Below are 26845 nucleotides of genomic sequence, written 5' to 3'. Positions count from 1 at the left end.
GGTGCCGGTCATGCCGGCCAGCCCGTCTCGCTGTACAGCTCGCCGTTCTGGATCTTTGCGATGGCCACCCGGGTGTAGGGGACGAGGTCGTCGGGAAGGGCGGCGGGGTCCCAGAATCTCCACTGGGTGCACTTGTCCGGCTCACGCAGCTCCGGCTCGCCGCTCCAGGTGCGGGCGCGGAAGAACAGGCCCATGCGGGGTCGATCCCCGGCCTTGTCGATGTGGTGGACGACGTGAACGAGTTCGACATCCTGGCGCTCGATGCGCAGACCAGCTTCCTCCCGTGCCTCCCTGATCAGACATGTGATGGCGTTCTCCTGCTCGCAGTGGCCGGCCAGGACGTGCCAGGTGGACGGCGCGAAGCTGGAGTCGGGGTGGCGCAGCCCGAGCAGCACCGTCCCGTCAGGCCGCTCCAGGTAGAGGTGGACACCGATGACGTTGAGGACCGTGCCGTGTGGCGAAGCTGGGCGACGCGCCTTCTGCGCTGCGAGCTCGCTCTGCGGCGTGGTGCTGGCCGGGCGGCTGGCGGCGTGGCGCCGTACGAGGTCGCTGGTGGTGTCGGCGATGCGCAGGCGGTGGAGGTTGTCGGGGGCGAACCAGGCCAGCATCACCCCTTCGGTCAACTGGAGTTCGCGGGGGTCACCGTTCCAGCGGCCGGCGTAGATGGCGATGGGCACGGTCGTGCCGGCGTCGTCGGTGGCGTACTCGGTGCCGAAGGGGGTCAGGTCGGCGAGGTCGAGGCCGGCTTCCTCGGCCAGTTCGCGCCGGACGGTGTGCTCCAGGGTTGCGTCCTGGGGCTCTCGGCCTCCGCCCAGCAGGGACCACATGCCCGGCTCCCAGATCTGGCCGGGGAAGTAGTCGCGAAGGTGGAGCAGGTACTCGCCGCGGTCGTTGTAGATCAGGGCGGAAGCGTTGGCCGTCTCCGGTCCGACCTGGAGCGGGAGCTTGAGGAGCTTGTCGCGCAGGGCCAGGGAGGTCACCCGGTCCACCGGGCGCCACTCGATGCCGCCGACCTCTTCTTCCTGCAGCACCACCGGCGTCTCGGGCGCGGTGTGCAGGCGGAAGAGGAACCGGAAGTCGAAGTGCTGGTGGCCTGGTTCGCCTTTGCCTGGGTGAGCGTCGATGTCGTGGGTGTCGACGTCGAAGGGCACGGTCTCATAGCCGGGCCACGGCGTGACGGCCTGGGGCGGGATCCCGGTCTCCTCGTGCAGCTCCCGCAGCGCCACTGCTGCCAGGCACTCGTCGGCGGGCTCGGTGTGTCCGCCGGGGGCGAGGACCTTTCCGCTCGCCAGATGCAGCACGTGCAGGACGCGGCCGAGCTGGTCGACGACGATCGCGCTGCAGGTGACGTGCCCGGTGAAGGTGAAACGGCTGGTGATGTCGTGACCGGTCCGGTCCAGGGCGTCCAGGAGTCCGCCGAGCTGCTCGCGCTCGTGAGGGTGACGAGCGAGGTAAGCATCGACGGTGGTGCGGATGTGGCGGTGTGACAACGGCATGCGGGCTACCTCAGAGGGGTGCGGAGCGGGAGGAGGCGAGACGGGGTGGGTTCGGGTCAGCTCAGCCGCATCCCCTCCGCCGGGATCTCCTCGATGGCGGTGGCGCGGGCGGTGGGCAGGCGCCACCGCTCCCGTGCCGTGTCCACCGCGAGCTGGGCTTGCTGGGCTCCGGGCGGGCCCCAGCCCAGCAGGGCGGCTGCCTGGGCGGGGGTGGCGAGCAGGCGGGCGAAGGGTCTGCCGGTGGCTGGGTCGACGGCCGCTGGACCGATGGCGGTGACCCGGGCGGTCAGGCGAAGCCGGGCGTTGGGCCCTACGCCTCCGTAGACCTCGCCGGTTTCGTCCAGCACCCAGCCCAGTCGCACCGGATCGGTGAGGGTGAGCTGGGCTTCTTCAGCGGCTTCGCGGTGCAGGGTGTCCTCGGGCGTCGCGTCGGTGCTCTCCACGGTGCCGCCGGGCAGCATCGGCAGCGCGCCCTGCGGGCCGGGGTCGGCCACGACGACGACCCGGCCGTCGGGGACGAAGCACCACGCCCAGGCTTGCTGCACGGGTAACCGCTCGGGCACGGGACTGCGGTGGAGAGGGCTGTTCCACAAGGGCCGGTAGCGGACGTGGACGTCGTGCCGGTCCAGCGCCGGGACGGCGAGAATGTGCCGTCCGTCGGCGAGGTGCGTGGTGGCGGTGTTGCCGAGCCGGGCACGATAGGCGGCGAGCATGATCTGCCCGTCCACGGGGCGCAGCCGCTGGACCGCGTCCCTGGTCTCCAGGAAGGCGTACTCGGACAGCTCCTCGGGCGGCAGGCGGATCGCCTCCACCTGGCCGGGGGTGAGGGACCCCCCGTCGAGGACGAACCGGACCTCGCCAGGACAGTGCGTGCCGAGCTGAAGGTCGGGGTGGTGCGCGGAGAAAGAGTGGACGGCGAGTACGGCCGACAGCGGCAGATCCAGCCCCAGTTCCTCGGTGATCTCGCGCCGGCAGGTGACGTGTGGGTGTTCACCGCGTTCGACGACACCTCCGGGCAGTAGCCACGAGCCGTCCTCGCGGTAGGTGGGGCGCACCAGCAGGACCTGGCCAACCTCGTTGGTGATGATCGCGGCGGCACCGAGCCACGCGGCATGCCGGGACGCGGCGTACTGCTCTGCGGGCACAGCGGCACGCGCTGAGACGTGATCCGAAGAGGACACGGGAGAGGTCACGTGGCTCTGCCTTCCGAGACGATGGACGGGAGGGTGTGCAGCGTGCCGGCGAGGGTTGCTCAGAGGGCACCGCCGTTCATCCGGTGCTGCGGCTCCCAGTGCTGTTGGGCACGATCGGCCAGTCCAGGGTGATGCGGGTGTGCTTCTTGGCGAACACGTGCGGTTGGTGGTCCGTGTCCGCCGGGGCACGGCCGGCTGCCGGGTAGGCAGTGATGCGGGGGCAGCGGGCGCCGCGGTGGTTGCGCTGCCAGTACTCCACCTGCTCGGCCATCTCCTGCGCAGCGACGTGTCCGTGGGTGCCATAGCCGTGGATAACGAACTCGTACCGGCCTTTGCCGTCGTCTCCGTCGCCGATGTGCTCATGGGCCAGCCGGGCGAGGGAGGCACCGCGGACGATGGCGGCGCCGGGCCAGTGCTGGGGCGGCGGGTTCAGGACTCGTTTGTTGATGTCGGGGTCGACCTCCAGGCGGCAGAAGCCGGGCAGGGCGCCGGCGAGGTAGAGCATGAGGGCGTCGAACGGTTCCTGGCCGCCGACGGTGATGTTGGTGCGGGTGACGGTCGGCTCGCGGTTGAGGGCGGGAGCGAGTTGGTCGACGGGTAGCGGGGTGCCGTCTTCCCAGGACAGGTGCACGCCGGTGCCGGGGACGGTGCGGCGGTTCGTGTTCCAGGCGCCGTCGCCCTGCATGGCGACGAAGCCGCAGACGATGAGCGGCTCGTCGCTGAGCAGTGCCCCATGGTCCTTGGTGAAGCCGATGGCCCAGTGGTAGCCGTGCAGCCGCAGCGGCGCGATGAGACGGCCGCCTTCGGCCAGGGCATCGATCCAGGGCAGGTCCCAGGTGTCGACGGTGACCACGATGGCGTCGAAGCCGCCGTCCGGAATCAGCCGTGCGGGCAGGTGCTCGGCGTCTGCGGTGACGACGCGGACGCCGTCGTACCCGGTCTCGGCGAGGAAGCGGGTGGCCCGGTGGGTGACGGCAGGGTCGATGTCGAGGGTGGTGACGTGACCGGTCGGACCGGCGAGTTCGGCGATCAGGGCGGCGTTGTAGCCGCCGGAGCCGATTTCCAGCACGTGGTGGCCGGGCTGGATGCGGGCGGCTTCGAGCATGTCGGCCTGCAGCCAGGGAGCGGAGATGGAGCTGACCACTCGGCCGTCGGGCGCATGGCGGGTGGCGACGATGTCGTTGGCGTACGCGGCTTCGAGAGACACCTCGGGGGCGAAGACGTGGCGGGGCACGGTACGCAGGGCGTGATCGACCGCAGGGGTGCGGGCATGTCCGGCGGCTGCCAAGTGCTCAGCCAGCTGGTGGCGCAGGCGGGCGGCTTCGCCTAGGTCCGTGGCGACGGGGGGTGTGGTCACGGCTGGCCTTTCGGGCGAGCGGGTCATACCTGGTCCGGGACGGTGGGCGCGGCGGGGTGGGGAATGGCCGTGGTCGGGGCGTACTGGGCGGCTTGGGCGTCGAACATGGCGGCGTATCGGCCGCGGGCGGTGATGAGGTCGTCGTGGGTGCCGTGCTCGGCGAGGTGCCCGTTGTTGAGAACGTAGATGTGGTCGGCGTGGCGGACGCCGGACATGCGGTGGGTGACCAGCACGACGGCCCGGTTCGGTGCGGCGAGGCGGCGGATGCGGTCGAAGGCTTCGATCTCGGCTTCAGGGTCGAGGGCGGAGGTCGGCTCGTCCACGATGAGGACGCCGTCTGCCTGCGATGTTGAGCTACGCCAGTGCGTGCGGGCCAGGCCGACTTTCTGCCATTCACCGCCGGACAGTTCGATGGCGCCGCGGAACATGCGGGCCAGCAGGCTGCGCAGGCCGTCGGGGAGTTTGGCGATGACGGGGCCGGCGACGGCGTAGTCGACCGATGGCTTCAGGTCATCGTCGGTTGCGGGGTGGTCGGGGCGGCCGAGGCGGATGTTCATCGCGGCGGTCACGGGCCAGCGCTGGAAGTCCTGAGTGAGCAGGGAGACGCGCTCGAAGACCTGGGCCCGGTCGAGGTCGGTGAGGTCCGCCTCGCCCCAGCGCAGCGTGCCGCTCTCAGGCAGCAGCATGCCGGAGAGGATCTTCATCAGGGTGCTCTTGCCGGAGCCGTTCTCGCCCACCACCGCAGTCACCGACCCCATCGGCAGCGTCAGGGACACCCCGTCCAGCGCCGCGGAGTCCCGGTCGGGGTAGCGGTAGGTGACCTGATCGAGAACGATCTCCTTGACGCGTTCCGGTACGGGAGCCCCGCCGACGGGCAGGGTCCGCTGGTCAGCCTCGGTGAGGAAGCGGCCGTGGTCGCGGACGTAGAGGCTCTCCTCGTGCAGCTGGTTGATGTTCATGACCAGCGCGCCCAGGCTCGCCGAGCCGGCACGTACGGCGATGACGGCGGTACCGGCGACGGCGAGGCTCATGTGCCCGGCCATGATCAGCCAGAACATGGCCCCGTAGGTCGCGGCCATCGCCAGTCCCGACAGTGCGGAGGCCACCCATTCGGTCAGGGCCTTGCTGGAGGCGAGGCGCTCTTGCTCTGCCTCGGCGCTCTCGGCCATGCGCTCATAGCGGCTGAGGAGGAAGGGGCCGACCGCGTGAAGACGGACTTCCTGCGCGGCGGTGCGTTCGGTGAGCAGGTTGCCGATGAGGCGGCTGGCCCGCACGTGCTCGATCCAGCTCATCACCGACACGTACCGCTCCTGGGCGACCCGCATGGCGCCCCAGCCGCGCGGGGCGGCGATGAGGATCAGCATGGGCAGCAGCGCGGGGTGCAGCACAGCGAGGACGCCAGCGGTGGTGATCAGAGAGATCAGGCCGTTCAGCGCGGCGACGCAGGAGCTGATCATGCGGCGCGCGGAGCCGGGGCCGTGCTGGGCGATATCCACGAGCCGCCGAAAGTCGGGATCGTCGATGGCCTCCAGCTCGACGCGGGCTGCGGCGGCCAGGTACTGCGTGGTGGCGATCCGCTCCACCTTGGGCTCCAGCCGCCCGGCGCGAGAGGTGGACCAGGCGGACAGGGCGGAGTTGACGACGCCGTTGATCGCTGCAGCCAGCAGGCCGGGTAACAGCGCGTGCAGCCGCTCGGCGGCGCTGCCACTGCCGGCGAGCAGGGCGTGCATGACCGCGTTGACCGCCAGCAGGCCGGCGGCTGCGGCAATGCCCTGGCCGATCTCGCTCACCCCGACCGACAGCAGGGCACGCCGGTCGGCCTGCCACGCCATGCGCAGCGTCGCACCGACGAGGCCGGGCATGGAGCGCAGCGCCGACATCATGGTCAGGTCCAACGTCGCGTGCTCGTGCTGGGACCAGCCCATGTCGTAGCGCAGGGGCCCGCCGAACAATTCGTGCTCGGCGTCGGAGACCTGCGGGTCGGCCATCGTGACCGGACCGAAGAACCTCTTCACCGGGCGCCTCCCGCAGGCCAGTTGGTGGCCCGGTAGGACGGGCCGTGGGTAAGCATGTGGAAAATCGTGGCGGTGTAGGCGTGGCAGTCCGGGGAGGGTCTTTCCATTGGCACCCAGAAGAGCCCTTCATGCTTGTCCGGCTCGGCGTTGTACGGCTCACCAGTCCACGACTGGGCCACGAGCACAGCGGTGATCCGATCCAGCCCGCCCTCGGCGTCATGGTGGTGGATGAGGCCGCAGAACTCCTGCTGCTCAGCGCTGATGAAAACGCCCGCCTCCTCCAGCGCTTCGCGCCGCGCGGCGTGATCGAGTGGTTCACCGGCCTGCAGGTGGCCGCCCACGACCGTGAGCTGTCCCGGTGCGAGGGCGGCGTCGGGTTTGCGGCGCACGCACAGGGCGGCGCCGTTGGACCGGAGCAGGACCTGGGCGACGTCGGCGATCAGCAGGTGAGGCTCCCCGCTCACAGGCGACCCTCCTGCGGCAGGTGCCCGGCGGTGTGCCGGTCCCGATCATGGGTGGCGGCGTGAGTCATGCCAGGTACCACGTATCCGGTCGTGACCCACGAGCGGGCGAAGCGTTGCGGTCGGCTGCGGAGTGCCGGGGAGTACCCGAGGGAGCGGTGAAGTTTTCGAACGCGGAATGAACAAGCGCAGGGCGGCGTACGGGATTCATGAGGGCTCCTCGGGCTGAGATGCGGACAGGTGATCGGGTAACGGCGGGTCGGCTGTCGCCGTAACGGGTGGACGCGGGCGAAATCTAGAACCTGAATTCGAATATCGGGCTCTCTCCTTCTGTGGTCGGGCGGGGCGAGCTGTGATGCTGCGTTCGATCACTCATGTGGGTTGCGGTACCTCCATCGGGGGATTGCCTGGTGCCGCCTGGTCGGCTCGGAGAAGTCGCCTCAGCTCGGCTTCGCCGAGGGCGACGGCTTCGGCCAGAGACCGCTGGTGATCGACGGGCAGGGTTCCGGCACCGAGACCTGCGTCAGCGACCACCGAGCCGAGCGCAGATGTCCGCTCGGCGCTGAGCAGCGCCCGGATAGTCGGGTGGTCCAGCACTTCACGCGCGGCATAGGCATCGAGGCGGGCCACGTCAGTGAGAGCTGAGAGGAGCGCGTTCGTATGCGGCCCGTCGGCGACAAGTTCCAGGGCGGCCAGGCCCGTCCGGGTCTGGAACACGGCGATCGAGGGTTCGGGATCGGCCAGGAGCAAGACGGCTGCGTGCTGGGCCTGGTCGACGTCGGCTCGCGCAAGTGGTGCCGCGACCTGGCGGCAGTGAGCGCGCAGGAGGGTGGCCACGGCCATCTCCCAGGGTTCCGTGGGCTGGGTGGTGTCGATCAGGTCGCGGGCCTGCTGGTCCAGGCCCTGCTCCATCAGGGCCATGATTTTGATCTGACGGCCGTCGAGGAGGCGGTTGCCGATGCCGCGGTGCTGGGCCATGGCGTCGGCGGCCTCGGTCCACCGCCCGATCTGGGCGAGGGCGCGGGCGCCGTCCACGAGCAGGGTGACGTACAGCTCCTGGCACACCGTGCGGTGGTCCTCGTCCGTGCCGGTCAGGGTCGAGAGGTCGACGGTGCGGCCATCGATATCGGTTTTGTTCCGGTGTCGGGCAGCGTCGTTGAGGCAGTGCAACAAGCTGTAGGCGAGTTCGCCGTGGCCGGCGCGGGTTTGCAGTCGGGCGAGGTTGACGAGCGGCATCAGCGACATGACGGCAATCCGTCCGCTGAGACGTCCGGCGTTGGCGAAGACCTGGTGCTGGCGCCAGCACAGATTCTCGGCTAAGCCGGGCAGTCCGACGTCGGAGGCGATGAGAGCCGCGTAGTTGAGGACCCCGCAGGCGCGGGCCACCAGGTCGTGGTGGCTCGCACCTGCCGGCGCGACGGTCAGCCCGGTGAGGTGGTTGATGCGCTCCTCCAAGGGGAGCGCGGGCGCCTTGGTGCGGCGGACCAGGGGGATGCGGCTGGCTATCGCGGGAATCATTGGCTCAGCCCTGGGATGCCCAGTCGACGACCAGTCGGCTGTAGGGCTTGTCGACGACGAAGCGCGGGTCGTCCGCCGTCAGCCGGTCGCGGGAGTCGGCGACGGCCATCCGGAAGCCCGGCTCGGGGACGTCGTTGCCGCCAGTCGCGTCCCAGGCGCGGATCTCGCTCACGACGCGCTCGGCGAGGTCGCCGCCGCCCTCGCCGTGGCCGATCACGCCAACCTCCCAGTACCGGCCCTTCTCGTCCTCACCCTCGCGGATGGTCAGGTACGCCAGCGATCCGCCGTCGAGGGCGGCCATGGAGCCCCACCCGAAGTGCGGGGTGAACCCGGGGCGCTGGCCCGGCAGGCGGGAGAGGCCATTGGGCAGCACGCAGGCCAGGTACAGGTACAGCCACTCCCAGGCGGAGCCCTGGCGGAACTTCACCCCGGTGTAGAGCTTGGTCTGCTGCTGGTCGAGGACGGTACGCAGGGCGTCGCGGTCGACGTCCTGCTCACTGAACGTCTCCAGGCGCACGTTGCCCTCGCCGGCCATCGGCACGAGGGTGTACACGTCGTCGCAGACGCCCTTGCGTAGCGGGATGAAGGTGGCCATCTCGCAGGAGACGGTCTTCCACATGTCCCCGTCGCGTTCGAAGGCGAAGGAGCGGGAGATGCTGCCGCGGATGCGCATCGGCAGGACCAGGCGTCCGCCGGGGGTGAGCTGGTCGAGGATCTTCACGGGGACGTCGCCGGCGCCGACGGTGAAGATGATCCGGTCGTAGGGGGCGTGCTCGGGCAGCCCGGCCGCGCCGTCGGCCATCACCGCGGTGGCGTTGTCGACGTCCGCCTCGGCGAGGTGCTTGCTCGCGCCGGCGACGAGGTCCTGGTCGACGTCGAGGGTCCACACCTGCCCGCCGGGGGAGACGATCTTGCCGAGGAGGGCGGCGTTGTAGCCGGTGGCCGCTCCAGCTTCCAGGACCTTGTGACCGGGCTGGGCGCCGAGCTGTTCGAGCTGGGTGGCGACGATGGACGGCGCGGAGATGCAGGAGATCATCTCCCCGTGCTCATCGTGCTTGATCGGGACCGCGTCCTCCTTGTATGCGCTCTCCAGGTCGACGCCGGGCAGGAAGGCGTGCCGGTCGGTGGTGCGGAAGGCGTCGATGGCCGCCTTGCTGCGCAAATGGCCGCTATCGGCGAGCCGTTGGGCGAGGGCTTCGCGCAGCTGGTTGGGGTCGGTTACGGGTGTCATGGTGGTCTCCATTCGAGGGAGGCTAGGGTCCGCGGAGGCGGACTTGCGGGTAGACACGGCAGCTCCTTCTCCGGTGGAGAAGGCGACGTGACGACCGAGCCACGCGGTGGCGGCCTGCGCGTCGGCAGGCACGCCTGCGCGGTTGAACGCGAAGATCGCGTGATGGGCGATGACGCCCCGGATTCCGCGTATCAGTCGGCCGTCGGCGGCGAGCCGGCGCAGGCGGCGGCCGGCGTCCTCGAACGCGGCGACGCGCTCGGCCCAGCCCGCCTCCGCGTCGGGGCGCAGGGCGGCGTCCGCGTTCATCAGCCGCCGCATCGCGGAAACGGCGTGTTCGAGGGCGGGGCCCTGGGGCGGGGTGACGGGGGGACGCAGGGCGGCCCACTGGGCGTACACGTCTCCGGCTTCGAACGGGTCCAGCCCGGCCTCGCGGATCATGGCGGACAGCAGCATCACGCTGCGTTCGCGGGCGCCGGGGGTGCCGGTCTCGGCGAGCGCGGCCGGGCTGTCGGCGCAGAACACGTCGTGCGCGACGGCCATGGCTTCGGGACCGCCGAAGGCATGGGTCTCCGGCTCGTACATCCCGCCCGTCCAGCCGGTGATTACGCGGTCGGCGACGAGCTGGTCCAGCAGGCCGGTGGCGGGCTGTTCGGTGCGCAGGCGCACGCCGGCGTCCTTGCGCAGGAAGTGGAAGCGGCGCCCGGACAGCGCGGTCGCCAGGGCCTGGGCGGCGCCCGCGTGCGGGGCGGGGAAGGCCACGGAGGCGTGCCACCAGGACGTGGCCGGAGGGTTCGGCAGGTTCTCGTCGTCGAAGGTCATGAGGAGATATCTCCTTGCGAGGCGGCAGGGTCAGGTGAGCAGGAGGGCGCGGGTCCAGCCGGTGGTGTCGGTGGCGCGCAGGGCGAGTTGGGCACCGGCGCGGCCTTCCATGAGCCCGGGTTTGGGTAGGCGCTCCCAGTTGGCGGCCAGCCGTCGGTGCAGGTCCTGGATGATGGGGGCGAAGCGTTCGGGGGCGGGGCTGTCGGCGGCGACCGCGCGGGTGAGGGTCAGCAGGCCGGCCCAGCCGTGGCAGAGGGTCGAGTCGGTGATGCGGGCGAGATGCAGCGGGTCGGTCAGGATGGTCGCGACGGTGTCCTCAGCCGCTTGGCGGCGGGCGGGGTCATCGAGGGCGATCGCGGCGAGCTGCTGGGCGCGGGCGATGCCGGGCTGGCCGTAGCACCAGGACTGGCGGGCCGGTTTCGCCTCTGGCGGCCGGTCGGCGTCCAGGTGCGCTGCGGTGGACCAGTAGTGGGCGCCGTGCCGGTCGAGCCAGGTCGCGAACGTGCCGACGGCTTCCTCCTGGCCGGGGACGCTGACGCCGGCGCGCAGGGCGAGGGAGAGCACGGCCAGGGGCCCCGCGATGCCGTGAGCCATGCCGTTGTTGCCGTGCCCGCCGGCCATCTCCTTCCCATCCGGGCCGACCGCCGACCACCACCCGGGCAGCATCCGGCCGTCACCGCGGGCAGGGTGTGCGAGCGCGACGAGGCATGCGAGCACGTCAGGCAACCGGGGCGCGATCGGGCGGCGGGTCAGCAGTAGTGCGGCGAGCCCGGTTAGACCGCGGATGAGGTCCCATTCGGCGAGGTGGGGCAGCACGCCGGTCGCCTGACGGCGGTGGGCGGCAGCGAGCCGGGCGTCCACGACGCGGTCGACGGCCGAGCGGACGTCGTCGCTGGCCCCGTGGGCGCGTGCCAGGACGAACTCCAGGGCTGGCGCGCCGTGGAAGAGGCTGGCGTTGCTTCCGGTGCTGACCCCGCGGGCGGTGGCCTGGGCGAGGTGGCGGCGGGCGGTGGACAGGTCACGGCGCTCGATGTCGAGCAGGGCCATCCCCAGGGGCCCCTCGGACAGGTCCTGCGTACGGGGCACGGTCGTTGTGGTCATGAGCGCCTGGCCAGGGGGACGACGATGCTGTGGGCCCGGCCGCCGATCCACCCGTCGGCGTCCGGCGGGGGCGCTTCATGCAGGGTGGCGATGCTGAAGGGGTTGGCGTCCAGGTGCGCGCGCAGGAGGTCGAGGTCGACGTCGCGGGTGAGGTCGAGGGGCAGCTGCTGGTCGTCCTCGGCGAGCAGGATCCGTTCCGGCACCCGGGACCGAGAGCGCCAGGCATGGAGTTGGTCCGCCCACTGCTGGAGTGGTGCGGTGCGGGCGGGCAGCGTGCGGCTGCGGATCTTCCACCGGGCGGCGGTGAGGATGGTGCGCCGGTAGGTGAGGGCCGGGGTGAAAGGCAGGGTCCAGGCGGCGCCCCAGTCGAACCAGGTCACCTGAGGGGAGGTGGCTCGGCTGATCTCGCCGAGGAAGCGGGCCATCGGCGGGGTGTAGTTGTTCCACAGGAAGTTGATGGCTGTGGGGGCCAGCAGCTCCAGCGGCTTGCCCGTCGCCGTTTCCACCAGCTGGGGGCGGCCGTCCGCGAGGGTGACCGACAGGTCGCGGGGGAAGAGGACGTGCGGGGCGGGGTGGCGGAATTCGCCGATGCTGACGACGCGGGGCAGGGCCTGGGGCGCGCGGGTGAGCAGGTCGGCCGGCACACGCCCGGCGTGGAAGGAGAGCTGCGCGAGTTCCGCCTGCGGATCGACCGTGGGCAGGTTCGCGTACGCCGTCTCGGTGCCGGGGAACAGGTGCCAGAACCGGCCGGTCATCGATCCGGCCGAGCGGGAGACGGTCAACACGCGCAGCCGGAAGTGGCCCCGGTCCAGGGCCGGAACAGAGGGCGCGTGGACCTGCGCGGCCAGTTCGAGGTGGGGCGCCAGGTCGTGAGGTTTGGCGCCGGCCGCTGCTTCCAATTCCTCGATCATTGCCCCGGTCACCGCGACGGTGCGGCTGCCTTCGGCGGCGGCGGTGCCGGCCAGCTCCAGCAGCAGGCGGTCACGTCGGGACATCGGCCGAGGTGGTTCGCTCGCCGTCACGAATCCTGCAGGGAAGCCCACGCCCCGGTCGGGATCCGTGGCCACGTCCACCGGTACCGCGGTGTTTTCGCCGTAGCGCTCGGAGAAGTGCTCGATCCACCGCCGCCAGGTCGGTGTCCCGGTCGGATGGGTGGCCAGGCGGGCCAGAACGGTCGCGGCAGTCTCCACTTCGGTCAGCACCTGCGCGGGCAGCCGCACGTCGGCGTCCAGCCGCAGGTCGCACGCTGCCTGCCGGTCGGCTGCCTGAGCGCGCGCCGCGGGCGGTAAGACGTCGGTGGGGTCGGCGACGGTGGCGGGCGCGCGCAGCGAGGAGCGCAACAACCGCACCCGCAGCAGTTCACTGAGCAGCTGGTCGCGCGCGGTGCCGCTTACGGCTGGGAACTCCGCGGCCAGCTTGTCGGACAACTGGCGGCATCCGATCGGCGATCGCGCCAGGTCGAGTACGAGACGCAGCGCGGAGCCCAGGGTGAGGCGGAACTCGGCGTCGCCCTCGGACGGCACGTGGATGTGCTGATCGCGCTGATAGATCAGGGTGTTGACGCAGACCTCGGCGTCGGCCATGCGCGCCGCGTCGCTCTCCCAGGCGCTGAGCACCTCATCGAGCCCGACCGGATCGGGGCGGACCACGGCCTGGTGCTCGTCACCGATGCGGACGGACGTAGTCTGGTCGAAGCCGAGCGGGGCGACGCCGGCGAACAGGCCGTAAGGCGTGGAGCGGCGTGCGTAGCGGATCGCGTAGCGGGCGGTGGCCAGCGCCGCCCGGCGCATCCGGCGCACCTTCGGTGTGCGGCCATCGATGATGGCCTGTACCTGGGCCGCCAGGTCAGGGCTCGCCTGTGACACGGTCCGACGGAAGTCAGTGTCGGACCACACCGTGCTCAGCCACGCGCGCCACTCGTTCACGGGCGCTATGGCCATCGGCCAGGGCGGCATGGCGGGCTCGGTCGTGTGCACCGCGGCGCGCAGCATGGCCTGCCCCGCTCCCTCGTACAGGCTGGGCCGATGCCGTGTCATCCGAGCTCTCCTCATCTTCTGCGTGGCGGGCGGGGCGGGCCGGCCGGGGAGAGCCCCGTCCGGCCCGCGTTGCCGGGATCTCCCGGTTTACGAGGTGGTGCAGGCGCTGGGGCAGGAGCTGCCGCAGGTGTCGCCCGTGCTGCACATCAGGACCGTCTCGGTCGCCGGCGTGCCCTCGATGAAGGTGATGTCGAGTCCGAACGGGTCGGCCTCGGTGGTGGTTGCCAGGTCCGACTGCACGGGGGCGGTCGGCCTCTCCGTCTGCACGGCGGTCATGCTTGCCTCCTAGTGGCGATGGGTGGTGCGGGATCCCGGGACCCGGTCGGGGCCCGGAGCTTGGTGCCAGACGGTGGCGGGCGGAGACACCGCCTGGGCCAGGACGTCTGGGAGTCGGTGTCTGGTGCCGTCAGGCTGCTGCGGGCCGTGCCTGCGGGTGGTTCTTCGCGGCCTTGTCCAGCACCCGGGTGAAATGCTCGGCGCGCTCGTCGCCCTCGGCTTCCTGCGCGCGGAGGTCGCCGAACCGGCGCCAGTATCGTCGGCAGACGTCGCTTTCCATGAGCTGCGCGGCGTACCACGGCAGGTGCCCGGAACGAACGAAGCCGAGGCGGTCGCGCAGGCTGAGCATGCAGATGAGCTGGTTGGCCTTCAACAGCTGCATGTACTCCTCGACGTCCATGCCCTCGGGCGTCCAGAGCTTGGTGAGATCGGGGGTGGTGGACATCTGGGCCAGCCAGTCGAGCTGGTTCCGGGCGAGGACCGCCTCGTTGCGCTCGGTCTGGTGGCGTGCGTCCTGCTTGAGCCGGGCGGCTCCGACCACGGCGGTGGTGAAGGCGACGGCGGTGCCTGCAGCGAGGACGGCCGTGGTGAGCTTCATATGGAACGGTCCTTTCTGAATGTGGAGTTGTGGACGAGCGTCCGGCTGGTGAGGTTTTCGGGGTTCCGCTTCTTCATGCGGCTCTTGCAAGCACGACGGCCGGGGCTTCTTCGGCATGACGATCCGAGGTGTACCGGCGACGGACCGATTCCAGGGCGACAGCGATGGGCGGCAACCCGACGTCGGCCCTTCGCTCGTCCACTGATTCAGGCGCGCGCAGTGGGTACAGTTCGATGCCGTCGGCTCGAAGGAGGAGCTGGGTTCCGTACTCCTGCTGGTGCCTGTTGTTGATCAAAGCGCGGTCGTGCAGGTGCGCCCAGTGCTGGATGAGTGCATCGCCAGACTTGACCGCACGCTCCAAGAGGATGGCCGCGGCGCGTTGGAAGTCGGGTTCGTCGTCGCTGTGAAGAGCGATGCTCCAGGCGGCGCGGGCAGCAGCAGGTCCGACGAGGTGGTGGCCGGGCCACTCGTGTTCGCCCAGGATGCGGCGCAGCACCTTGGTGTTGGCGTGGTCGGCGTGCCGGCCTTGGCCGAGTTGGACGGCGTTGAGCTGATTGCGCAGTCGGCGGGCCCGGTGCGCGGCCGACGCCTGGGCGCGGGCGATCAGCTCGCGAGCAAGGTCGGGTCGCTGTGGCGCGGCGGTCGTCACGCGCTGCCCCGATCGTCTGGGGCTGCCTTCGGCTCGTAGACCCGGCAGCCGATCAGTGCATGGAGTCCGGACCGGTGCTCGGCAGCCAGTTCCAGGCGGGCGACTCGGTCACCCTCCCGTCCAGTGCCGGAGCCCCGCACGTCCCAGCCCATGTCGGTGAGCCGACGCAGCAGGGCGGCGGTGGGCTCGGCTTCGAGTCCGTGACGGGCCAGGGTTTCGGCCCGTACGAGGGGGAGGTCGAGTCGGACGGCGAAGTCGGATGCCCACAGGGTGATCAGCCGGGTGATGTCATCGGGCTGGTCGGGCAGGGTGTGGACGCAGCCCAGGTGGAGGCAGGGGCCCTCGCCCCAGCTGAGATTGGGGGCGCGCTCGGGGATCATGCAGGCCAGTAGTTTCCCGTCCTCGAACAGGCCGGCTGGCTTCGCCTGCGGGTTGCGGAAGAGTGCTGGGATGTCGACTTGGGCGGGTACCGGAAGACCGCGCAGGGTGAGCCAGCGCTGCCGGTCCTGCACGAGGGCGGCGGCTTCCTCGCGTTCGGCGTCCGTGCGTAACGTGCGGACCTCGTATGCGGCGACCAGGGGTGCCGGGGCGAACGACGCCGTAGCCGGTCGTTCCCCGCGGGCCAGGGGAGTCGGGGGCCGGTTCACTGGTTCGCTCCGCTCCGCGTCGCGTGGGCCTGCTCGAGTGTCAGCAGGTTCCAGCCATGGGCCAGGATTACCAGGTGGGTGGTGTCCTGTGCGCCCGTGTCGGTGAGGAGCTGGTCGAGTGCGGCGCGCAGGTCGGCCGGGGCGAGCTTGGCGGCGACGGCGATGTCGCGGGCGTCGCTGTGCTCGGCGACGGCTCGGAGCAGCAGCAGCTCGTCCGGGCTGAGCATCGGTGCCGGCCTGTCGGCCGTGGGCGGGGCCACCTGCTGGGCGGCGAGCAGGCGGTGCACGATCACCGGGGGCTTGCAGCGGGGCGGGCAGTGGAGGCTCTCGCGGATGTCGCGGATGTACTGGCGGATGGTCACAGGTGACAGTCCGGTCTGGGTGGCGATCTCTTGGGCCGTGAGGCCGTTGGCGAGGTGCTGGGCGACGCGCTGCAGGGTCGGCGTCAGGGGTGTGATCGGTGCGCTGGTCGTCACGGGCGGGGTCACAGTGTCTCTCTCGGCTGGGTGGATGGTCACTGGAAGGGGTGCCGCCGGTCCCCGCGGGGGACGGGGGCCGACGGCACGGGCCCGGGCGCGGCGGTTGGGATTCACGGGGTGCCGCGCACGGGGGCTCATGCGGCCGTGGGGTCTGGTCGTGCCCAGGCGGATTCGGCAGCGAGGTGTTCAGACCACTGGATGTGGTCCTCGTCGAAGGCGGCGTCGGCCAGGCGTATGCGCTGGACTTCGCCGGTTCCGGCCGGTGGGTAGGTGTGCTGGATGTCGCGCCACAGGCGTTGGAGGACGTAGTCGCGGTCGAGGGCGTGGGCGCCGTGCAGTTCCATGGCGTCCTGGGCAGACTGCACGGCCCACTGGTGGCCGAGGTATTTCGAGTTGATCAGGTCGGCGTCGCAGGGTAGCCCCTGGTCGAGCAGGTGCACGGACTGGTAGGCGAGTATCCGGCCGGCGCGCAGGCGGGCCTCCATGCCACCGACACGGTCTCGTGGTACGGCCAGGTCGGACAGGGTGCCCCGGTAGCGGGGACGGGTCTTGAGATGGGCGGTGGTGGTGGCAACGACCGCCTCATGGATGCCGAGGCTGACGGCGGCCAGATTGGGTCGGCCGTACAGGATGCTGCTGCTCTGGGCCACGGCCAGCCCTTGGCCGACCTCGCCGACCACGTTGTCCGCGGGGACGCGGACGTGGTCCAGGTCGAGACGGCCGGCGGAGAAGCCATGCAGACCGAGGCCGGGGCGGTGGTCGGATACCGAGAGCCTGCGGCGGCCTGATTCGACCATGAACGCCGTCAGCGCCTGGGAGGTGCTCACGTCTGTCCCGGCCGTGCGGGCAACGACGAGGTGGCCATCCGCGAGGTGGCTGTTGCCGATATGGATCTTGCTGCCGGTGATCACCCACTCGCTGCCCACGTGTTCGGCGACGGTTTCGATGCCGCCGATGTGTCCGCCGGCTTGCGGTTCGGTCACCGCGATCGACAACAGCAGTGAACCGTCCGCGACACGGGGCAGCCAGCGGCCCTTCTGCTCGTAGGTGGCGAAGTGCAGCAGGGCGCCGACAGGGATCAAGGTGGCCTGCAGGATGGTCGCGGCAGCCGCCGAGACCCGCGCGATGCGGTGGACCAGGATCGTCTTGGCCACGTGCCCGGCGCCCAGCCCGCCAAAAGCGGATGGGACGGTGACGGCGAACCACCGCCGTGCGGCCATCAGGTCGGCGACCTTGCGCTCCACCCTGCCCGGTGCGGCCTCCATGCGCGCGGCACGCGGCGCGACGTGCTCGGCCGCGAAGGCGTCCGCCTCGTCCCACAGCAGTTCGTGGCGGGCGGTGAGGTAGGGACGCAGCGCCGGTGGCGGTGTGGTGGGCGTGGCGGACATGATCTCCCTCTCCCTGGGTGAAGGTCGCGCTGCGGAGCGGCCGGGGATCGTCTACGGCTCCCGGGTGGGGGTGTGCAACGGCTTAACGGACGGGTGTGCGGGCGATGTGGTCCATCAACTGGTTGCCGGCGTTGATCACGATGTCCCGCAGACGCCGGGCCTCGCTCAGGGGCCGCTTCTCCGGGTCTATGACGCACACCGTGCCCAGCACGGTGCCGCTGTCGTGGATCAGTGGGGCGCCGAAGTAGGAGCGGATCCCGACGGCGTCGACCACCGCGTTGCCGCTGAAACGCGGGGACGCGTGCACGTCGTGCAGCGGAAGGGCCTTCTTACGGGCCATGACCTCGGGGCACCAGCCGTGGTCGCGGCTCATGGTGCGGCCGACGATGACGTACCCGCTGTCCGCGGGCGGCTGGTGCAGTCCGACGAAGGTCTGCTCCTCCAGGAAAAAGTTGACGAACCCGTACAGGAACCCGGCCCGCTCAGTCATGTCGCGGGCCAGGTCGTCGAAGTCCTCGTTGGCCACGGTGGGAACGCCCAGCCGTGCGAGCAGCTCGTAGCGCTGCGCCAGCTCCGCTTGTTGGGTCGGCTGGTTGGTGAGGGCGGCGCTTGGCGGGGTGAACGGTGCGCGGGTGGCGTCCCGCATGTCGCGTCGCGGCAAGGATCGTGCGGGCGGGGTGGCCTGCGGTGTGCGGTAGGGGTCGGTGGGGTGCTGTGACATCAGGCGTCCTGGAGGGTGGTGGAAGGGGCGTGACCAGCGCGGCACGTGGCGGCGTTGTTCACGGCGTGGTCGACGAGGGTCAGCAGGACGCCGGCGACGTGGTTCGGGTCGCGGGCGTCGCAGGTGACCACGGGTACGGAGGCGGGCAGTTCGAGGGCGGTGCGGACCTGCTCGGGGTGGTAGCGGTGCGCGCCGTCGAACTGGTTGACGGCGACGACGAAGGGCAGGCCGATGTCTTCGAAGAAGCTGACGGGAGTGAAGCTGCTCTCCAGACGGCGGGTGTCGACCAGGACGACCGCGCCGACGGCGCCGCGGGAGAGGTCGTACCAGAGGTCGACGAACCGGTCCTGGCCGGGCGTGCCGAACAGGAACAGCTCCAGGGGCGTCGGCGCGTCGGGCAGGCTCAGGCGGCCGAAGTCGAAGGCGACCGTGGTGGTCTGCTTCGCCTCGATGCCCGCCAGGCTGTCCACGTCCGCGCTCGCCTCGGTCAGGTACTCCTCCGTGCTCAGCGGCGTGATCTCACTGACGGCGCCCACTGCGGTGGTCTTGCCCGCGCCGAAGCCTCCGGCGATCACGATCTTCAGCACAGTCGGAGCACCGGCCCGCGGGAGCGGCGAACTACGCAGCACCGCGGCCGGGTCATCCGGCCTGGGGATAGGCGACGGCATCAGGCCACTTCCTCTTCAAGCCCGCAGAAAGGGCTGCCAGCAGTTGGGTAGACGGACCAGATCCCGCACCGGTATCGGCATAGGACTGGGTCAGGGGGACGACCAGGGCGTCGGCGTCCAGGAGGTCGGAGACGAGCACCTTGACGGCGGTGACGGGCCGGCCAAGGCGGCCCGCCAGCTCGACCACCGACCGTCGGCGCTCCCGGCACAGGGCGAGAATCTCCTCGCACTCCTCGGCCTGCGTCGGGCCGGGCCTTCCCGGTCCCGCCTCCAGCACGGTTTCCAGACCGAGCAGGTGCCGCGGCTTGGTCCGCCCGCGCGTCAGGGTGTAGGTCCGCACGAACGCCGACTCCTCGGCCGCGGGACCGTACGTGGTCACCGGACCTCTCCGCCCGTGCCGACACGGACGGGGATCAGCATGTACGGGGCGAACTTCTGGACTAGGCGCCCCATCTCGAACCCGACGGTGCCCGCGTCGGCGTCCCTGGCGGCGATGACGGCGAGGATCGTGTCCACCTCCCCGCGTTCGTTGCCGGGGTGGGTGTCGAAGGCCGCGCTGCGCCCGGCGCTCTGGACGAAGAACAGGCAGTCGTCGCGCTCGATGATGACCTGCCGGGCCGGCCTCTTCTTCCTGCTGGGGCCGGTGATGTTCGCCGCGAGGGAGGCCACCCCGCTGAAGGCGGCCGACAGTTCGTCTGCCCAGTCCTTGTCGACGTCGCTGTCCAGCAGCCGCAGTCCGTCGCGCGAGATCAGGACGGCGTGCGTGACGCCCGGTGTCTCGGAGGCGAACTGACGCAGCAGCCAGACCATGCTGTCCCGCTGTCCGCTTGTGGTCGTCGCGGATGCGGGCGTGCCGCCGGTCACGTTGCTCATCGCGGGGTGGGTGCTCATAGGGATCGCTCCAGAAGGGGGAAGGGCCAGCGATGTACCTGGCCACCGGGAACGCGGAAGGACGAGGGTCAGGGTTTGGGGTGCTCTGTCGAGACGGTGGGGGAACCGGCGGTCCCGCCGGCCTGGAGGCCGTTGCGGAAGGCGGCTGCGAGCCCTGGCGTCGCCGCGGCCACGGGGGCTTGCTCCCGCTCGTGTGGTGGACGGAAAGATCCCGTCCGGCGTGTGCGCGTGGGAAGAGCGGGCGCGTCGGCAGAGTCGCCAGCCGATGCGGCTTCCGGCGTCCCTGTGATGCCGGGGCGTGCGACCTGACCCGCCCCCGGGGTGGCAGGAGTCGCGGCAACCTGCTGCGGCTGCCGCCCGGAGGGCCGGACTTCCTCGGGCGGCAGCGCGCCCGCGTCGTCTACCGGTGGAATCGCTACCAGAAGCCGTGCCGGTATGACGACCAGGGCAGTGGTGCCCCCCGTCACGTTCTCCTGCAGGAGGACGGACAACCCGTGTGACCGGGCGATCAGCGCGGCGACCAGCAAGCCGAGTTGTCCGGCCCGGACTTGACCGCTGACGTCGACCTCGTCCGGGGCCTTGAGTAGATGGTTCATCTGCGCCCGCGTCTGCGGATGCATGGGGATGGCCCGGTCCTCGACCTCGATGGCCAGCCCGTTCGCCACCCGCTGCGCCCGCACCATCACCTTCGTCGCCGGATCGGAGCACTCGCAGGCGTTCTCGATCAGCTCGGCCAGCAGGTGCGTCAGGTCCGGACCCACATGGCCGGGCAGACCCAGCTCGGCGCCCACGGACCCGGCCGCGACAGCGACCCGCGGATATTGCACGACCTCGGAGACGGCGCCGCGCAGGGCTGTCGTGACAGGAACGGGCCGGCGCACGCTGCGCAGGGACTGCCCGCCCAGCACCGCCGTGCTCTCCACCTGGCGGCGCATCCGCGTCACGAGGTGATCAATCTCGAAGATTGCGGCCAGCAGCTCCGGGTCGTCGGTCAGCATCTCCAGCCGACTCAGTGCCTGGAGTGCCTTGCTGACCAGGGTGTGCTCCCGCATGGCCAGGCGGCGCAGTACCTCCAGGAGGACTACGGACTGGGACTGGTCGTGCACGCGGATCAGCGACGCGATGGCCTGCGCCTGGAGGGCACTCAGCGCGTCGTCGATCTCGGCGTTCGCAGTGGGCGACTGCGGCGTCTGCGGGTCCGGCAACGGTGGGCGCTTTCCACGGCACAGCTCGTCCGCCGACCATTGCACCGATTTCTCGACGGCTGCCGCTGCCCCTGCGACCGCTTTCAGTGCCGCAGTCTGGGACTCCTCCACGGCCGACTGCACGGCTCTGGCGACGGTGCGCGCTCCGCGTGCCGCCACCGTGACGACGCCCGCCAGTCCGCAGATGAGGCCGGCCAGGACCCAGCCGGGGCCTACTGCGGACACCGATCGGAGAGCGAAGGCGGCGACCAGCACCGCGGCCAGGAACACCAGGGGCAGTGCCACGGCGCGCCGGGCGAGGTGCAGCGTGTTCGCGTCGACCGGGGGCCGCCGTCTGCGGTGGCCGGTAGCGGCTGGCCGTGCCGGGAAGGCGCTGTCAGACATCGGAATCCTCGTCAAGGGGTGGGGATGGTTAAGCGTGCTGCGGCGTCAGGTCTGCGGCGCTCTGGCGCGTGCTGCGGGAGGTCGAGCGGGGCGCCGGAACCGCCACCGCGCCGTGCTGGCGGGAGGGCCCCGTCGTCAGGTGCTGAAGGAGCAGGACGCTCTGGATCAGGCCCATGTGGCTGAATGCCTGCGGGAAGTTCCCGAGCTGGCGCTGCCGGACGGGGTCGTACTCCTCCGCCAGGAGCCCGAGGTCGCTGCGCAACACCAGGAGGCGCTCGAACAAGGCACGGGCTTCATCGAGGCGGCCGGTCAGGGCCAGGCCATCGACGAGCCAGAAGGAGCACAGGACGAAGGTGCCCTCATTGCCCTTCAAACCGTCCACCCCAGTGCGCTTGCCGCGGGTCCGATACCGATGCACGAGCCCGTCGTCCGTGGAGAGTTCACGATGTACGGCGTCCACGGTGCCGATGACGCGTGGGTCGTCGGGCGGCAGGAAGCCGGTGCGGGGGATGAGTAGCGTGGCGGCGTCCAGTCCCTTCGAGCCGTAGGACTGGGTGAAGGTGTTGCGCACCGGGTCGAAACCTTTGTCACAGACCTCCCGGTGGATCGTCGCCCGCAGTTCGACCAGGGGGGCCAGGTCCATGTCGAGCGCGCCGGCTTCGGTCAGGCGGATGGTGCGGTCGACCGCCACCCAGGCCATCACCTTGGAATGGACGAAGTGCTGGCGGGCCCCGCGGATCTCCCAGATTCCCTCGTCGGGCTCCTGCCAGCGCTGCGCCAGGTGCTCGACGAGCCGCTGGTGTAGGACTGCGGTGTCGGCGCAGTGGGCGACACCGCTCTGATGCGCGAGATACAGGGTGTCGATCACCTCGCCGTACACGTCCAACTGCAGCTGATCCGCCGCGCCGTTTCCGACCCGGACCGGGGCCGAGCCCTCGTACCCGGGAAGCCAGGGAAGCTCCCGTTCCCGCAGATCACGCTCCCCGGTGATCCCGTACATAATCTGCAGGTTCTCCGGGTCGCCAGCCACCGCACGCAACAGCCAGCGCCGCCATGCCTGCGCCTCTTGCCGATATCCGGTCCCCAACAGCGCGGCCAGGGTCGTGGCGGCGTCGCGTAGCCACGTGTAGCGGTAGTCCCAGTTCCGTCTGCCTCCGATCTCCTCCGGCAGCGACGTGGTCGGCGCCGCGACGATCCCGCCGCTCGGCCCGTACGTCATCGCCTTCAGCGTGATCAAGGACCGGACCACAGCCTCACGGTAGGGCCCGCTGTAGGTGCACTCCTGTGTCCAGTCCTGCCAGAAGGCGAGCGTCTCGGCGAGCGCGGCCTCCGGATCAAGAACGTCGGGCGCGGCGGCGTGGGACGGGCACCAGCTGAGCACGAACGCCACGCTCTGCCCGGCCCCGATGACGAAGGTGCCGACGACCACGCTGTCCTTCTCCACCTGCGGAACGCAAGTGTCAAGCCACAGAGCGTCCGCGCCGGCCTCCGCGACCATGCGCCCACCGACCTCGTGGATCCACGGGCTGATGCTGCCGTACCCCAGCCGAGGACGCATGGCCGAGACCATCTCCACCTCGCCGCTCAGGCCCTCGACGATTCGGATCACCTGCGGGGTGCCGTCGCGCGGCGGCATGAAGTCCAGGACGCGGACCGAACCCGCCGGGGTGCGCCACACCGATTCGAGGACGAGCGAGTCACCGCGGTACTGGCGCTCAGCGACCTTCTCTGAACCGCTCCGGCCTGCGGACGAGGCCGGAGCGATCTGCCAGGAGCCGTGCTCCTGCGTACCCAGGAGCCCGGCGAAGACAGCTGGCGAGTCGAAGCGGGGCAGGCACAGCCAGTCGATCGAACCGTCATCGCAGACGTGGGCGCTGGTCTGCGTGTCGCCGATCAGGCCGTACTGCTCGATTCGCGGAAGCCGTTTCATCGTGTGGATCTCCGTGAGTCCCGCAGGTCCGGGGTCGTATCGGGGCCGTCGCAGCGGCTGGGAACGGTGGGCGGAAGGCAGGCCGGTGTTCGCCGGGGAGAGGAGGAGCGTTACCGGGCGGCGGCAGGTGCTCGGCGGCTCGTGCAGGGTCGGCCGCCCGCTCGCCGCGAAGCATCAGCCAGACCATCGGCCCGAGAACCAGAGCGATGACGACGGCACCGGTCACCGTCATGTCCGCGGCACCGAAGCAGCGAAGACCAGGCAGGTCAGGGCGAGGGCGAAGACGGCACCGCGCAGCACGTTGACCGTCGGCCTCGGCCAACGCTGCCTGCCCTCCCCGCTGATCGGCCCGGGACCGCCGCGTTCCACGTAAGCCGTCAGTTCCTGGGTGGCCTCGGCGAGCCTGACCAGGTACACCCGGCTCGACACATAGCCCTCGGGGACGCTGCCGGAGCAAAGCTGCTGCGCACGCAGCAAGGCGGGAACATCCGGAGCGGTCCGTGCGCCCAACTGGGCAATGTGACCGCGCAGAAGGCGAACGAGGTCCTCCACGTCGGCAGCGCTCTCGGGTAGTGGTGAATCCTCGCCCAGTACCAGCGTCACCGTCTCCGACGCGGCCACCACGTGATCGCGCTCCGGCGCCGGCGCCTCGGTGACGGGTGCTTGCCGCCCGCGCACGCTCGCGAGCTGGTTGCCGTCTCGGCGAGGGTGCAGCGAAAGGCGCATGACACAACTCCTGTTCGGATCAGGCCAAAGTGAGCCGAGATCGCCCGTCGGAGGCGTCAGTCGGCGTGCGATGTGAGTGATCTGGCCGCTACGTTGAGCGAACCGCGAATCCCGTTCGAGGGGTATGCCTTCGCGGACGGGAAGGCCGCCAAAGGCGCCAAAGATCATTTCGGAACCGAGGGGCAGTCCATGGCCCGTGAACGCAACGTCGCCCTTGCCGCACTCCTGCGCGAAGCAGGCTGGTCCCAGCCGCAAGCAGCCGCTGCCGTCGCCAGGGTGGCCGCGGAGTGCGGAGTGCGTGAGCTGGAGGCGATCTCTCGCTCGCACGTCTCCATGTGGGTGCTCGGCACGAAGCCGAGTGGCGGAGCGCCGCATATCCTGCGCGAGACGCTGTCCCGCAGACTCGGCCGCCGGCTCTCCCTGGCCGACCTGGGGCTGGAAGAAGAGCCGACAGGCACGACCGACACCGGATCCGACTGGAGCGTCGACTCTCTGACTGCACTGGCCGAGCTGGGAAGCGACGATCTCGACATGCACCGACGCAAGCTGCTGGCTACCGCCGCCTACTCCGCAGCCGGTCTCGCCCTGCCCACCACCTCGTGGTGGGCAGCCGCCCCCGCCGCAGCGGCGAGCCGCCGACCGGCCTCCTCGCGCTCGGTGACCCAAGCCGACATCGATGACGTCCGCGACCTCACTGTCTACTACTCCGCACGCGACCAGCAGCGAGGCGGCGCAACCGGCCGCAAAGCCCTCGCCAGCCACTTGCTCGACGAGGCAGTGCCGCTGCTCGGCGGCCGATTCCGTACCGATCAGCTCCGCCGCGTCGCGCACTCCGCCGTCGCAGAGATGACGTACCTCGCCGGCTGGATGGCCTTCGACGCCGGCGAACACCGCACTGCCCAGCGCTACCTCACCATTGCCGCCAGGATCGCGGCGGAAGCCGGCGACGGACCGCTCGGCGGCCACGTCCTGCGCGCCCTCGCCCACCAGGCCGTCGACCTCGGGCACCCGCGCAGGGCACTCGCTCTGGCGGACGCCTCGATGTCCCGCGACCGCTACGGCCAGGCCAGCCACCGCGAGAGGGCGCTGCTGGCGATCGTCCACGCCCGCGCACTTGCGGCCGACGGCGACCGAGCCGGCACCCTCGCGGCCATCAGCCGCGCAGAGCGAGACCTCGCCCGGGCCGACACCAACGAAGCGCCTGCCCGCGTCGGCTTCTTCCAGGAAGCCTCCCTCGCCCACGAGACGGCCTGCGCTCTGCGCGATATAGGTCAGCCCCTCGACGCGGAGATCCACTTCAAGCGGAGTGTGGCCACGCGCCGGCGTCAGCAGTTCGCCCGTACCCACAGCGTGACGCTCGGCTACCTCGGCGCCGTCCAGGTCCAGCGGGGAAACCTCGACGAGGCGTGTGCAACCTGGAACGAAGCACTTGACGCCATGACGGGCGTCCAGTCCGGCCGGACGCGTGACGTCATCGTCCGAATCCAGAGCGACCTCTCGCCCGTGCGGCAACGCGGAGGCCGCCATGTCACCGCGCTGGACCGCCGGGCACGCGGCATGCTCCGGGCCATAGGCTGATCGCGACGCGGACGTTCGATGCCTCATGGCAGCCCGCGGACCAGCTTCGTCCGAGGAGAGGAACCAATACCGGTGACGACGTACGAGGTCGAATCGATCGCAACGGTCGTCGGCGGCCACACCCGCGTCCAGGACGATTACCAGGGCGGGGTCCAGTCGGTGATCCGACTCAACGAGGCGTACCCCCTCGAAACCCTGCTGGGAATCGACGAGTTCTCCCACCTGACTGTGACGTGGCGCTTCCACCTGGCACAGCCCGAGGACGTGCAGCTCCACGCCCGCAGCCCCAGGGGCAACGTGCGGTGGCCGGCGACCGGAACCTTCGTCCACCGAAACCATCGGCGCCCCAACCAGTTGGCTGTCAGCTACCCGAGGCTGCTGAGTGTGGACGGCCGCGACCTTCTGGTGACCGACCTCGACGCGGTCGACGGGACGCCGGTGATTGACCTGGCCCCCTACTTTCAGGAAATGGGGCCCCGAGGTTCTGTCCGTCAGCCCGCCTGGCCGGGCGAGATGCTCGCCGACTACTGGCGCGACGCAGCGGAGCGCCCGTAGGCAGGCTTGTCGTAACTCCACGACGCTGCAGCCACTGCGGGTGTACACCACGCTCTGCCCGCGGGGACGCGGAAGGTAGACCAGGAAGTACGAGCGGCCTCGCTGACGCCGCCCTCCCCAAAGAGGTCTCGCGTGAGGGCCGTGCCTCAACTCGAAGTTGTCATTCGATTCTTCCGAGCGCAGCGTCGCTGACGATGAGTCGCCGTCGGCCTTCGTGTCGGCCCCGGGGAACGGCGTCGAATGCCGGCACATGATGGTGGTCCTTTCGGGTCTCGTCAGAGGCGGGGGAATGCCACTACGCGGAGTGCAGGATCGTGACCCAAACGTCTTTGCCGTGGGCCGTGGACGAGCAGCCGTATCTGTCGCTGAGCGTCTTGATCAGCATCAGGCCGCGACCGCCCTCGTCGTTTTCGCCTGCCGAGACGGCGGCTGGGAGCCAGGGGTGCGGGTCACTGACGCACAGGAAGACCCCGTCGGGGGTCCGGGTGAGGACGACCTTCACTGGAACCGAGGACTCATCCTCCTTGCGGGCGTGCTGGAAGGCGTTCGTCAGTAGCTCGGACGCAGTGAGAGTGACCCGCCAGTCGAGTTCGGTCAGGCCCCACAGACGGAGGCACGCACTGACGAGGTCACGCACGCCCGAGACGGCAGCGGCTGTCAGAGCGACGTCGATTTCGCATGCTCCGGAACGCGTCCGGACCGCAGCGCTTGTGCCATCTGAAGCGGGCTGTTGAGCCCTCATCAGGTCTGCCTTCACGGGGAGTCCCTCGTTCGACGAAATCTCTCCAACCGGCGCCGGATGCGGTGTGTACTGGGGTGGCGGCCGTGAGAAGCTGTTGTCTTTCCGGACGTGAGGGCTGCGTTTTCGCTGGTGGGGCATAGGTTCGGCGATCTCGTGGGAGTGACGGCTTGTCGTGTCGTCG

The 26845-nt window shown here is 70.4% G+C and carries 25 protein-coding genes; 2 read left to right on the top strand and 23 right to left on the bottom strand.

Translation table 11 applies throughout. The features are described 5' to 3' along the window. Positions 1-8 precede the first annotated feature (8 nt). The 22 genes from ACIF9R_RS34710 to ACIF9R_RS34605 form a co-directional block, all read right to left on the bottom strand. Positions 9-1496: an NUDIX domain-containing protein gene (locus ACIF9R_RS34710; protein WP_399986520.1), complete on the bottom strand. Its 1488-nt coding sequence runs from the start codon at positions 1494-1496 to the stop codon at positions 9-11. 56 nt (positions 1497-1552) lie between these two features. After that, positions 1553-2641: an NUDIX hydrolase gene (locus tag ACIF9R_RS34705; RefSeq protein WP_399986518.1), complete on the bottom strand. Its 1089-nt coding sequence runs from the start codon at positions 2639-2641 to the stop codon at positions 1553-1555. Between the two features lie 124 nt (positions 2642-2765). Continuing rightward, entirely contained in the window at positions 2766-4046 is a 1281-nt protein-coding gene (gene fxlM, locus ACIF9R_RS34700; RefSeq protein ID WP_399986516.1) for a methyltransferase, FxLD system, read from the bottom strand. A 23-nt stretch (positions 4047-4069) separates the two neighbouring features. Next, entirely contained in the window at positions 4070-6061 is a 1992-nt protein-coding gene (locus tag ACIF9R_RS34695) for an ABC transporter ATP-binding protein (RefSeq protein WP_399986514.1), read from the bottom strand. Further along, entirely contained in the window at positions 6058-6525 is a 468-nt protein-coding gene (locus ACIF9R_RS34690; protein WP_399986512.1) for an NUDIX domain-containing protein, read from the bottom strand. Before ACIF9R_RS34690 ends, ACIF9R_RS34695 begins: the two co-directional genes overlap by 4 nt. Before the next feature lie 369 nt (positions 6526-6894). Then, a complete protein-coding gene (locus tag ACIF9R_RS34685) occupies positions 6895-7977 on the bottom strand; it encodes a hypothetical protein (protein ID WP_399986510.1) in 1083 nt (360 codons plus the stop codon). A gap of 67 nt (positions 7978-8044) precedes the next feature. Continuing rightward, positions 8045-10090 (bottom strand): methyltransferase, FxLD system, encoded by a 2046-nt coding sequence (gene fxlM / locus ACIF9R_RS34680; RefSeq protein WP_399986508.1) that lies wholly within the window; start codon positions 10088-10090, stop codon positions 8045-8047. A gap of 30 nt (positions 10091-10120) precedes the next feature. After that, entirely contained in the window at positions 10121-11191 is a 1071-nt protein-coding gene (locus tag ACIF9R_RS34675) for a lanthionine synthetase C family protein (protein WP_399986507.1), read from the bottom strand. Further along, complete coding sequence (locus tag ACIF9R_RS34670) at positions 11188-13227, bottom strand: lantibiotic dehydratase family protein (protein ID WP_399986505.1); 2040 nt, start codon at positions 13225-13227, stop codon at positions 11188-11190. The genes ACIF9R_RS34675 and ACIF9R_RS34670 overlap by 4 nt, the downstream gene beginning before the upstream one ends. A gap of 87 nt (positions 13228-13314) precedes the next feature. Then, complete coding sequence (locus ACIF9R_RS34665; RefSeq protein ID WP_030862011.1) at positions 13315-13503, bottom strand: FxLD family lanthipeptide; 189 nt, start codon at positions 13501-13503, stop codon at positions 13315-13317. Positions 13504-13633: 130 nt separating this feature from the next. Continuing rightward, entirely contained in the window at positions 13634-14101 is a 468-nt protein-coding gene (locus tag ACIF9R_RS34660) for a DUF6082 family protein (RefSeq protein WP_399986503.1), read from the bottom strand. A 73-nt stretch (positions 14102-14174) separates the two neighbouring features. After that, positions 14175-14750 (bottom strand): DUF6624 domain-containing protein, encoded by a 576-nt coding sequence (locus ACIF9R_RS34655; protein WP_399986501.1) that lies wholly within the window; start codon positions 14748-14750, stop codon positions 14175-14177. Next, the gene (locus tag ACIF9R_RS34650; RefSeq protein ID WP_399986499.1) at positions 14747-15397 is read right to left on the bottom strand and encodes a hypothetical protein; all 651 of its coding nucleotides are present in this window, start codon (positions 15395-15397) and stop codon (positions 14747-14749) included. Before ACIF9R_RS34650 ends, ACIF9R_RS34655 begins: the two co-directional genes overlap by 4 nt. Beyond that, a complete protein-coding gene (locus ACIF9R_RS34645) occupies positions 15394-15873 on the bottom strand; it encodes a LuxR C-terminal-related transcriptional regulator (RefSeq protein ID WP_399986497.1) in 480 nt (159 codons plus the stop codon). Before ACIF9R_RS34645 ends, ACIF9R_RS34650 begins: the two co-directional genes overlap by 4 nt. A gap of 137 nt (positions 15874-16010) precedes the next feature. After that, a complete protein-coding gene (locus ACIF9R_RS34640) occupies positions 16011-17264 on the bottom strand; it encodes an acyl-CoA dehydrogenase family protein (RefSeq protein ID WP_399986496.1) in 1254 nt (417 codons plus the stop codon). 82 nt (positions 17265-17346) lie between these two features. Further along, positions 17347-17985: a GAF domain-containing protein gene (locus ACIF9R_RS34635; protein ID WP_399986494.1), complete on the bottom strand. Its 639-nt coding sequence runs from the start codon at positions 17983-17985 to the stop codon at positions 17347-17349. Then, positions 17985-18572, bottom strand: coding sequence for a GTP-binding protein (locus tag ACIF9R_RS34630; RefSeq protein WP_399986492.1), 588 nt, complete (start codon positions 18570-18572; stop codon positions 17985-17987). Before ACIF9R_RS34630 ends, ACIF9R_RS34635 begins: the two co-directional genes overlap by 1 nt. Before the next feature lie 52 nt (positions 18573-18624). Beyond that, the gene (locus ACIF9R_RS34625) at positions 18625-19032 is read right to left on the bottom strand and encodes a DUF742 domain-containing protein (RefSeq protein ID WP_399986490.1); all 408 of its coding nucleotides are present in this window, start codon (positions 19030-19032) and stop codon (positions 18625-18627) included. Then, positions 19029-19544 (bottom strand): roadblock/LC7 domain-containing protein, encoded by a 516-nt coding sequence (locus ACIF9R_RS34620; protein ID WP_399986489.1) that lies wholly within the window; start codon positions 19542-19544, stop codon positions 19029-19031. The genes ACIF9R_RS34625 and ACIF9R_RS34620 overlap by 4 nt, the downstream gene beginning before the upstream one ends. A gap of 68 nt (positions 19545-19612) precedes the next feature. Continuing rightward, positions 19613-21133: an ATP-binding protein gene (locus ACIF9R_RS34615; RefSeq protein ID WP_399986487.1), complete on the bottom strand. Its 1521-nt coding sequence runs from the start codon at positions 21131-21133 to the stop codon at positions 19613-19615. A 28-nt stretch (positions 21134-21161) separates the two neighbouring features. Further along, positions 21162-23063 carry a glycoside hydrolase family 15 protein gene (locus tag ACIF9R_RS34610; RefSeq protein WP_399986485.1) on the bottom strand — a complete coding sequence of 634 codons (1902 nt, stop codon included), beginning with the start codon at positions 23061-23063 and terminating at the stop codon, positions 21162-21164. A 228-nt stretch (positions 23064-23291) separates the two neighbouring features. After that, positions 23292-23789 carry a DUF6415 family natural product biosynthesis protein gene (locus ACIF9R_RS34605; protein ID WP_399986483.1) on the bottom strand — a complete coding sequence of 166 codons (498 nt, stop codon included), beginning with the start codon at positions 23787-23789 and terminating at the stop codon, positions 23292-23294. 189 nt (positions 23790-23978) lie between these two features. On the opposite strand from ACIF9R_RS34605, the gene ACIF9R_RS34600 reads away from it, so the two are divergent. Next, positions 23979-25367, top strand: coding sequence for a Tat pathway signal protein (locus ACIF9R_RS34600; protein WP_360396274.1), 1389 nt, complete (start codon positions 23979-23981; stop codon positions 25365-25367). Positions 25368-25439: 72 nt separating this feature from the next. Further along, positions 25440-25922: an SAM-dependent methyltransferase gene (locus tag ACIF9R_RS34595; RefSeq protein WP_399986481.1), complete on the top strand. Its 483-nt coding sequence runs from the start codon at positions 25440-25442 to the stop codon at positions 25920-25922. Between the two features lie 295 nt (positions 25923-26217). Here ACIF9R_RS34595 and ACIF9R_RS34590 read toward each other — a convergent pair whose 3' ends face one another. Further along, positions 26218-26559: an ATP-binding protein gene (locus ACIF9R_RS34590; RefSeq protein ID WP_258039988.1), complete on the bottom strand. Its 342-nt coding sequence runs from the start codon at positions 26557-26559 to the stop codon at positions 26218-26220. Between the last annotated feature and the right edge of the window lie 286 nt (positions 26560-26845).

The sequence above is a fragment of the Streptomyces sp. NPDC086080 genome, from assembly GCF_044540255.1.
In the GTDB taxonomy this organism is placed as follows: domain Bacteria; phylum Actinomycetota; class Actinomycetes; order Streptomycetales; family Streptomycetaceae; genus Streptomyces.
The sequence above is the reverse complement of the archived record's forward strand: the minus strand, read 5'-3'. Positions and strand labels throughout refer to the sequence as shown.

Bases quoted from the DNA above. Each gene is read 5' to 3' on its own strand.
- ACIF9R_RS34710 (WP_399986520.1), bottom strand. From the start codon at position 1,496: ATGCCGTTGTCACACCGCCACATCCGCACCACCGTCGATGCTTACCTC.
- fxlM (WP_399986508.1), bottom strand. From the start codon at position 10,090: ATGACCTTCGACGACGAGAACCTGCCGAACCCTCCGGCCACGTCCTGG.
- ACIF9R_RS34675 (WP_399986507.1), bottom strand. From the start codon at position 11,191: ATGACCACAACGACCGTGCCCCGTACGCAGGACCTGTCCGAGGGGCCC.
- ACIF9R_RS34670 (WP_399986505.1), bottom strand. From the start codon at position 13,227: ATGACACGGCATCGGCCCAGCCTGTACGAGGGAGCGGGGCAGGCCATG.
- ACIF9R_RS34665 (WP_030862011.1), bottom strand. From the start codon at position 13,503: ATGACCGCCGTGCAGACGGAGAGGCCGACCGCCCCCGTGCAGTCGGAC.
- ACIF9R_RS34660 (WP_399986503.1), bottom strand. From the start codon at position 14,101: ATGAAGCTCACCACGGCCGTCCTCGCTGCAGGCACCGCCGTCGCCTTC.
- ACIF9R_RS34640 (WP_399986496.1), bottom strand. From the start codon at position 17,264: ATGTCCGCCACGCCCACCACACCGCCACCGGCGCTGCGTCCCTACCTC.
- ACIF9R_RS34635 (WP_399986494.1), bottom strand. From the start codon at position 17,985: ATGTCACAGCACCCCACCGACCCCTACCGCACACCGCAGGCCACCCCG.
- ACIF9R_RS34620 (WP_399986489.1), bottom strand. From the start codon at position 19,544: ATGAGCACCCACCCCGCGATGAGCAACGTGACCGGCGGCACGCCCGCA.
- ACIF9R_RS34615 (WP_399986487.1), bottom strand. From the start codon at position 21,133: ATGTCTGACAGCGCCTTCCCGGCACGGCCAGCCGCTACCGGCCACCGC.
- ACIF9R_RS34610 (WP_399986485.1), bottom strand. From the start codon at position 23,063: ATGAAACGGCTTCCGCGAATCGAGCAGTACGGCCTGATCGGCGACACG.
- ACIF9R_RS34605 (WP_399986483.1), bottom strand. From the start codon at position 23,789: ATGCGCCTTTCGCTGCACCCTCGCCGAGACGGCAACCAGCTCGCGAGC.
- ACIF9R_RS34600 (WP_360396274.1), top strand. From the start codon at position 23,979: ATGGCCCGTGAACGCAACGTCGCCCTTGCCGCACTCCTGCGCGAAGCA.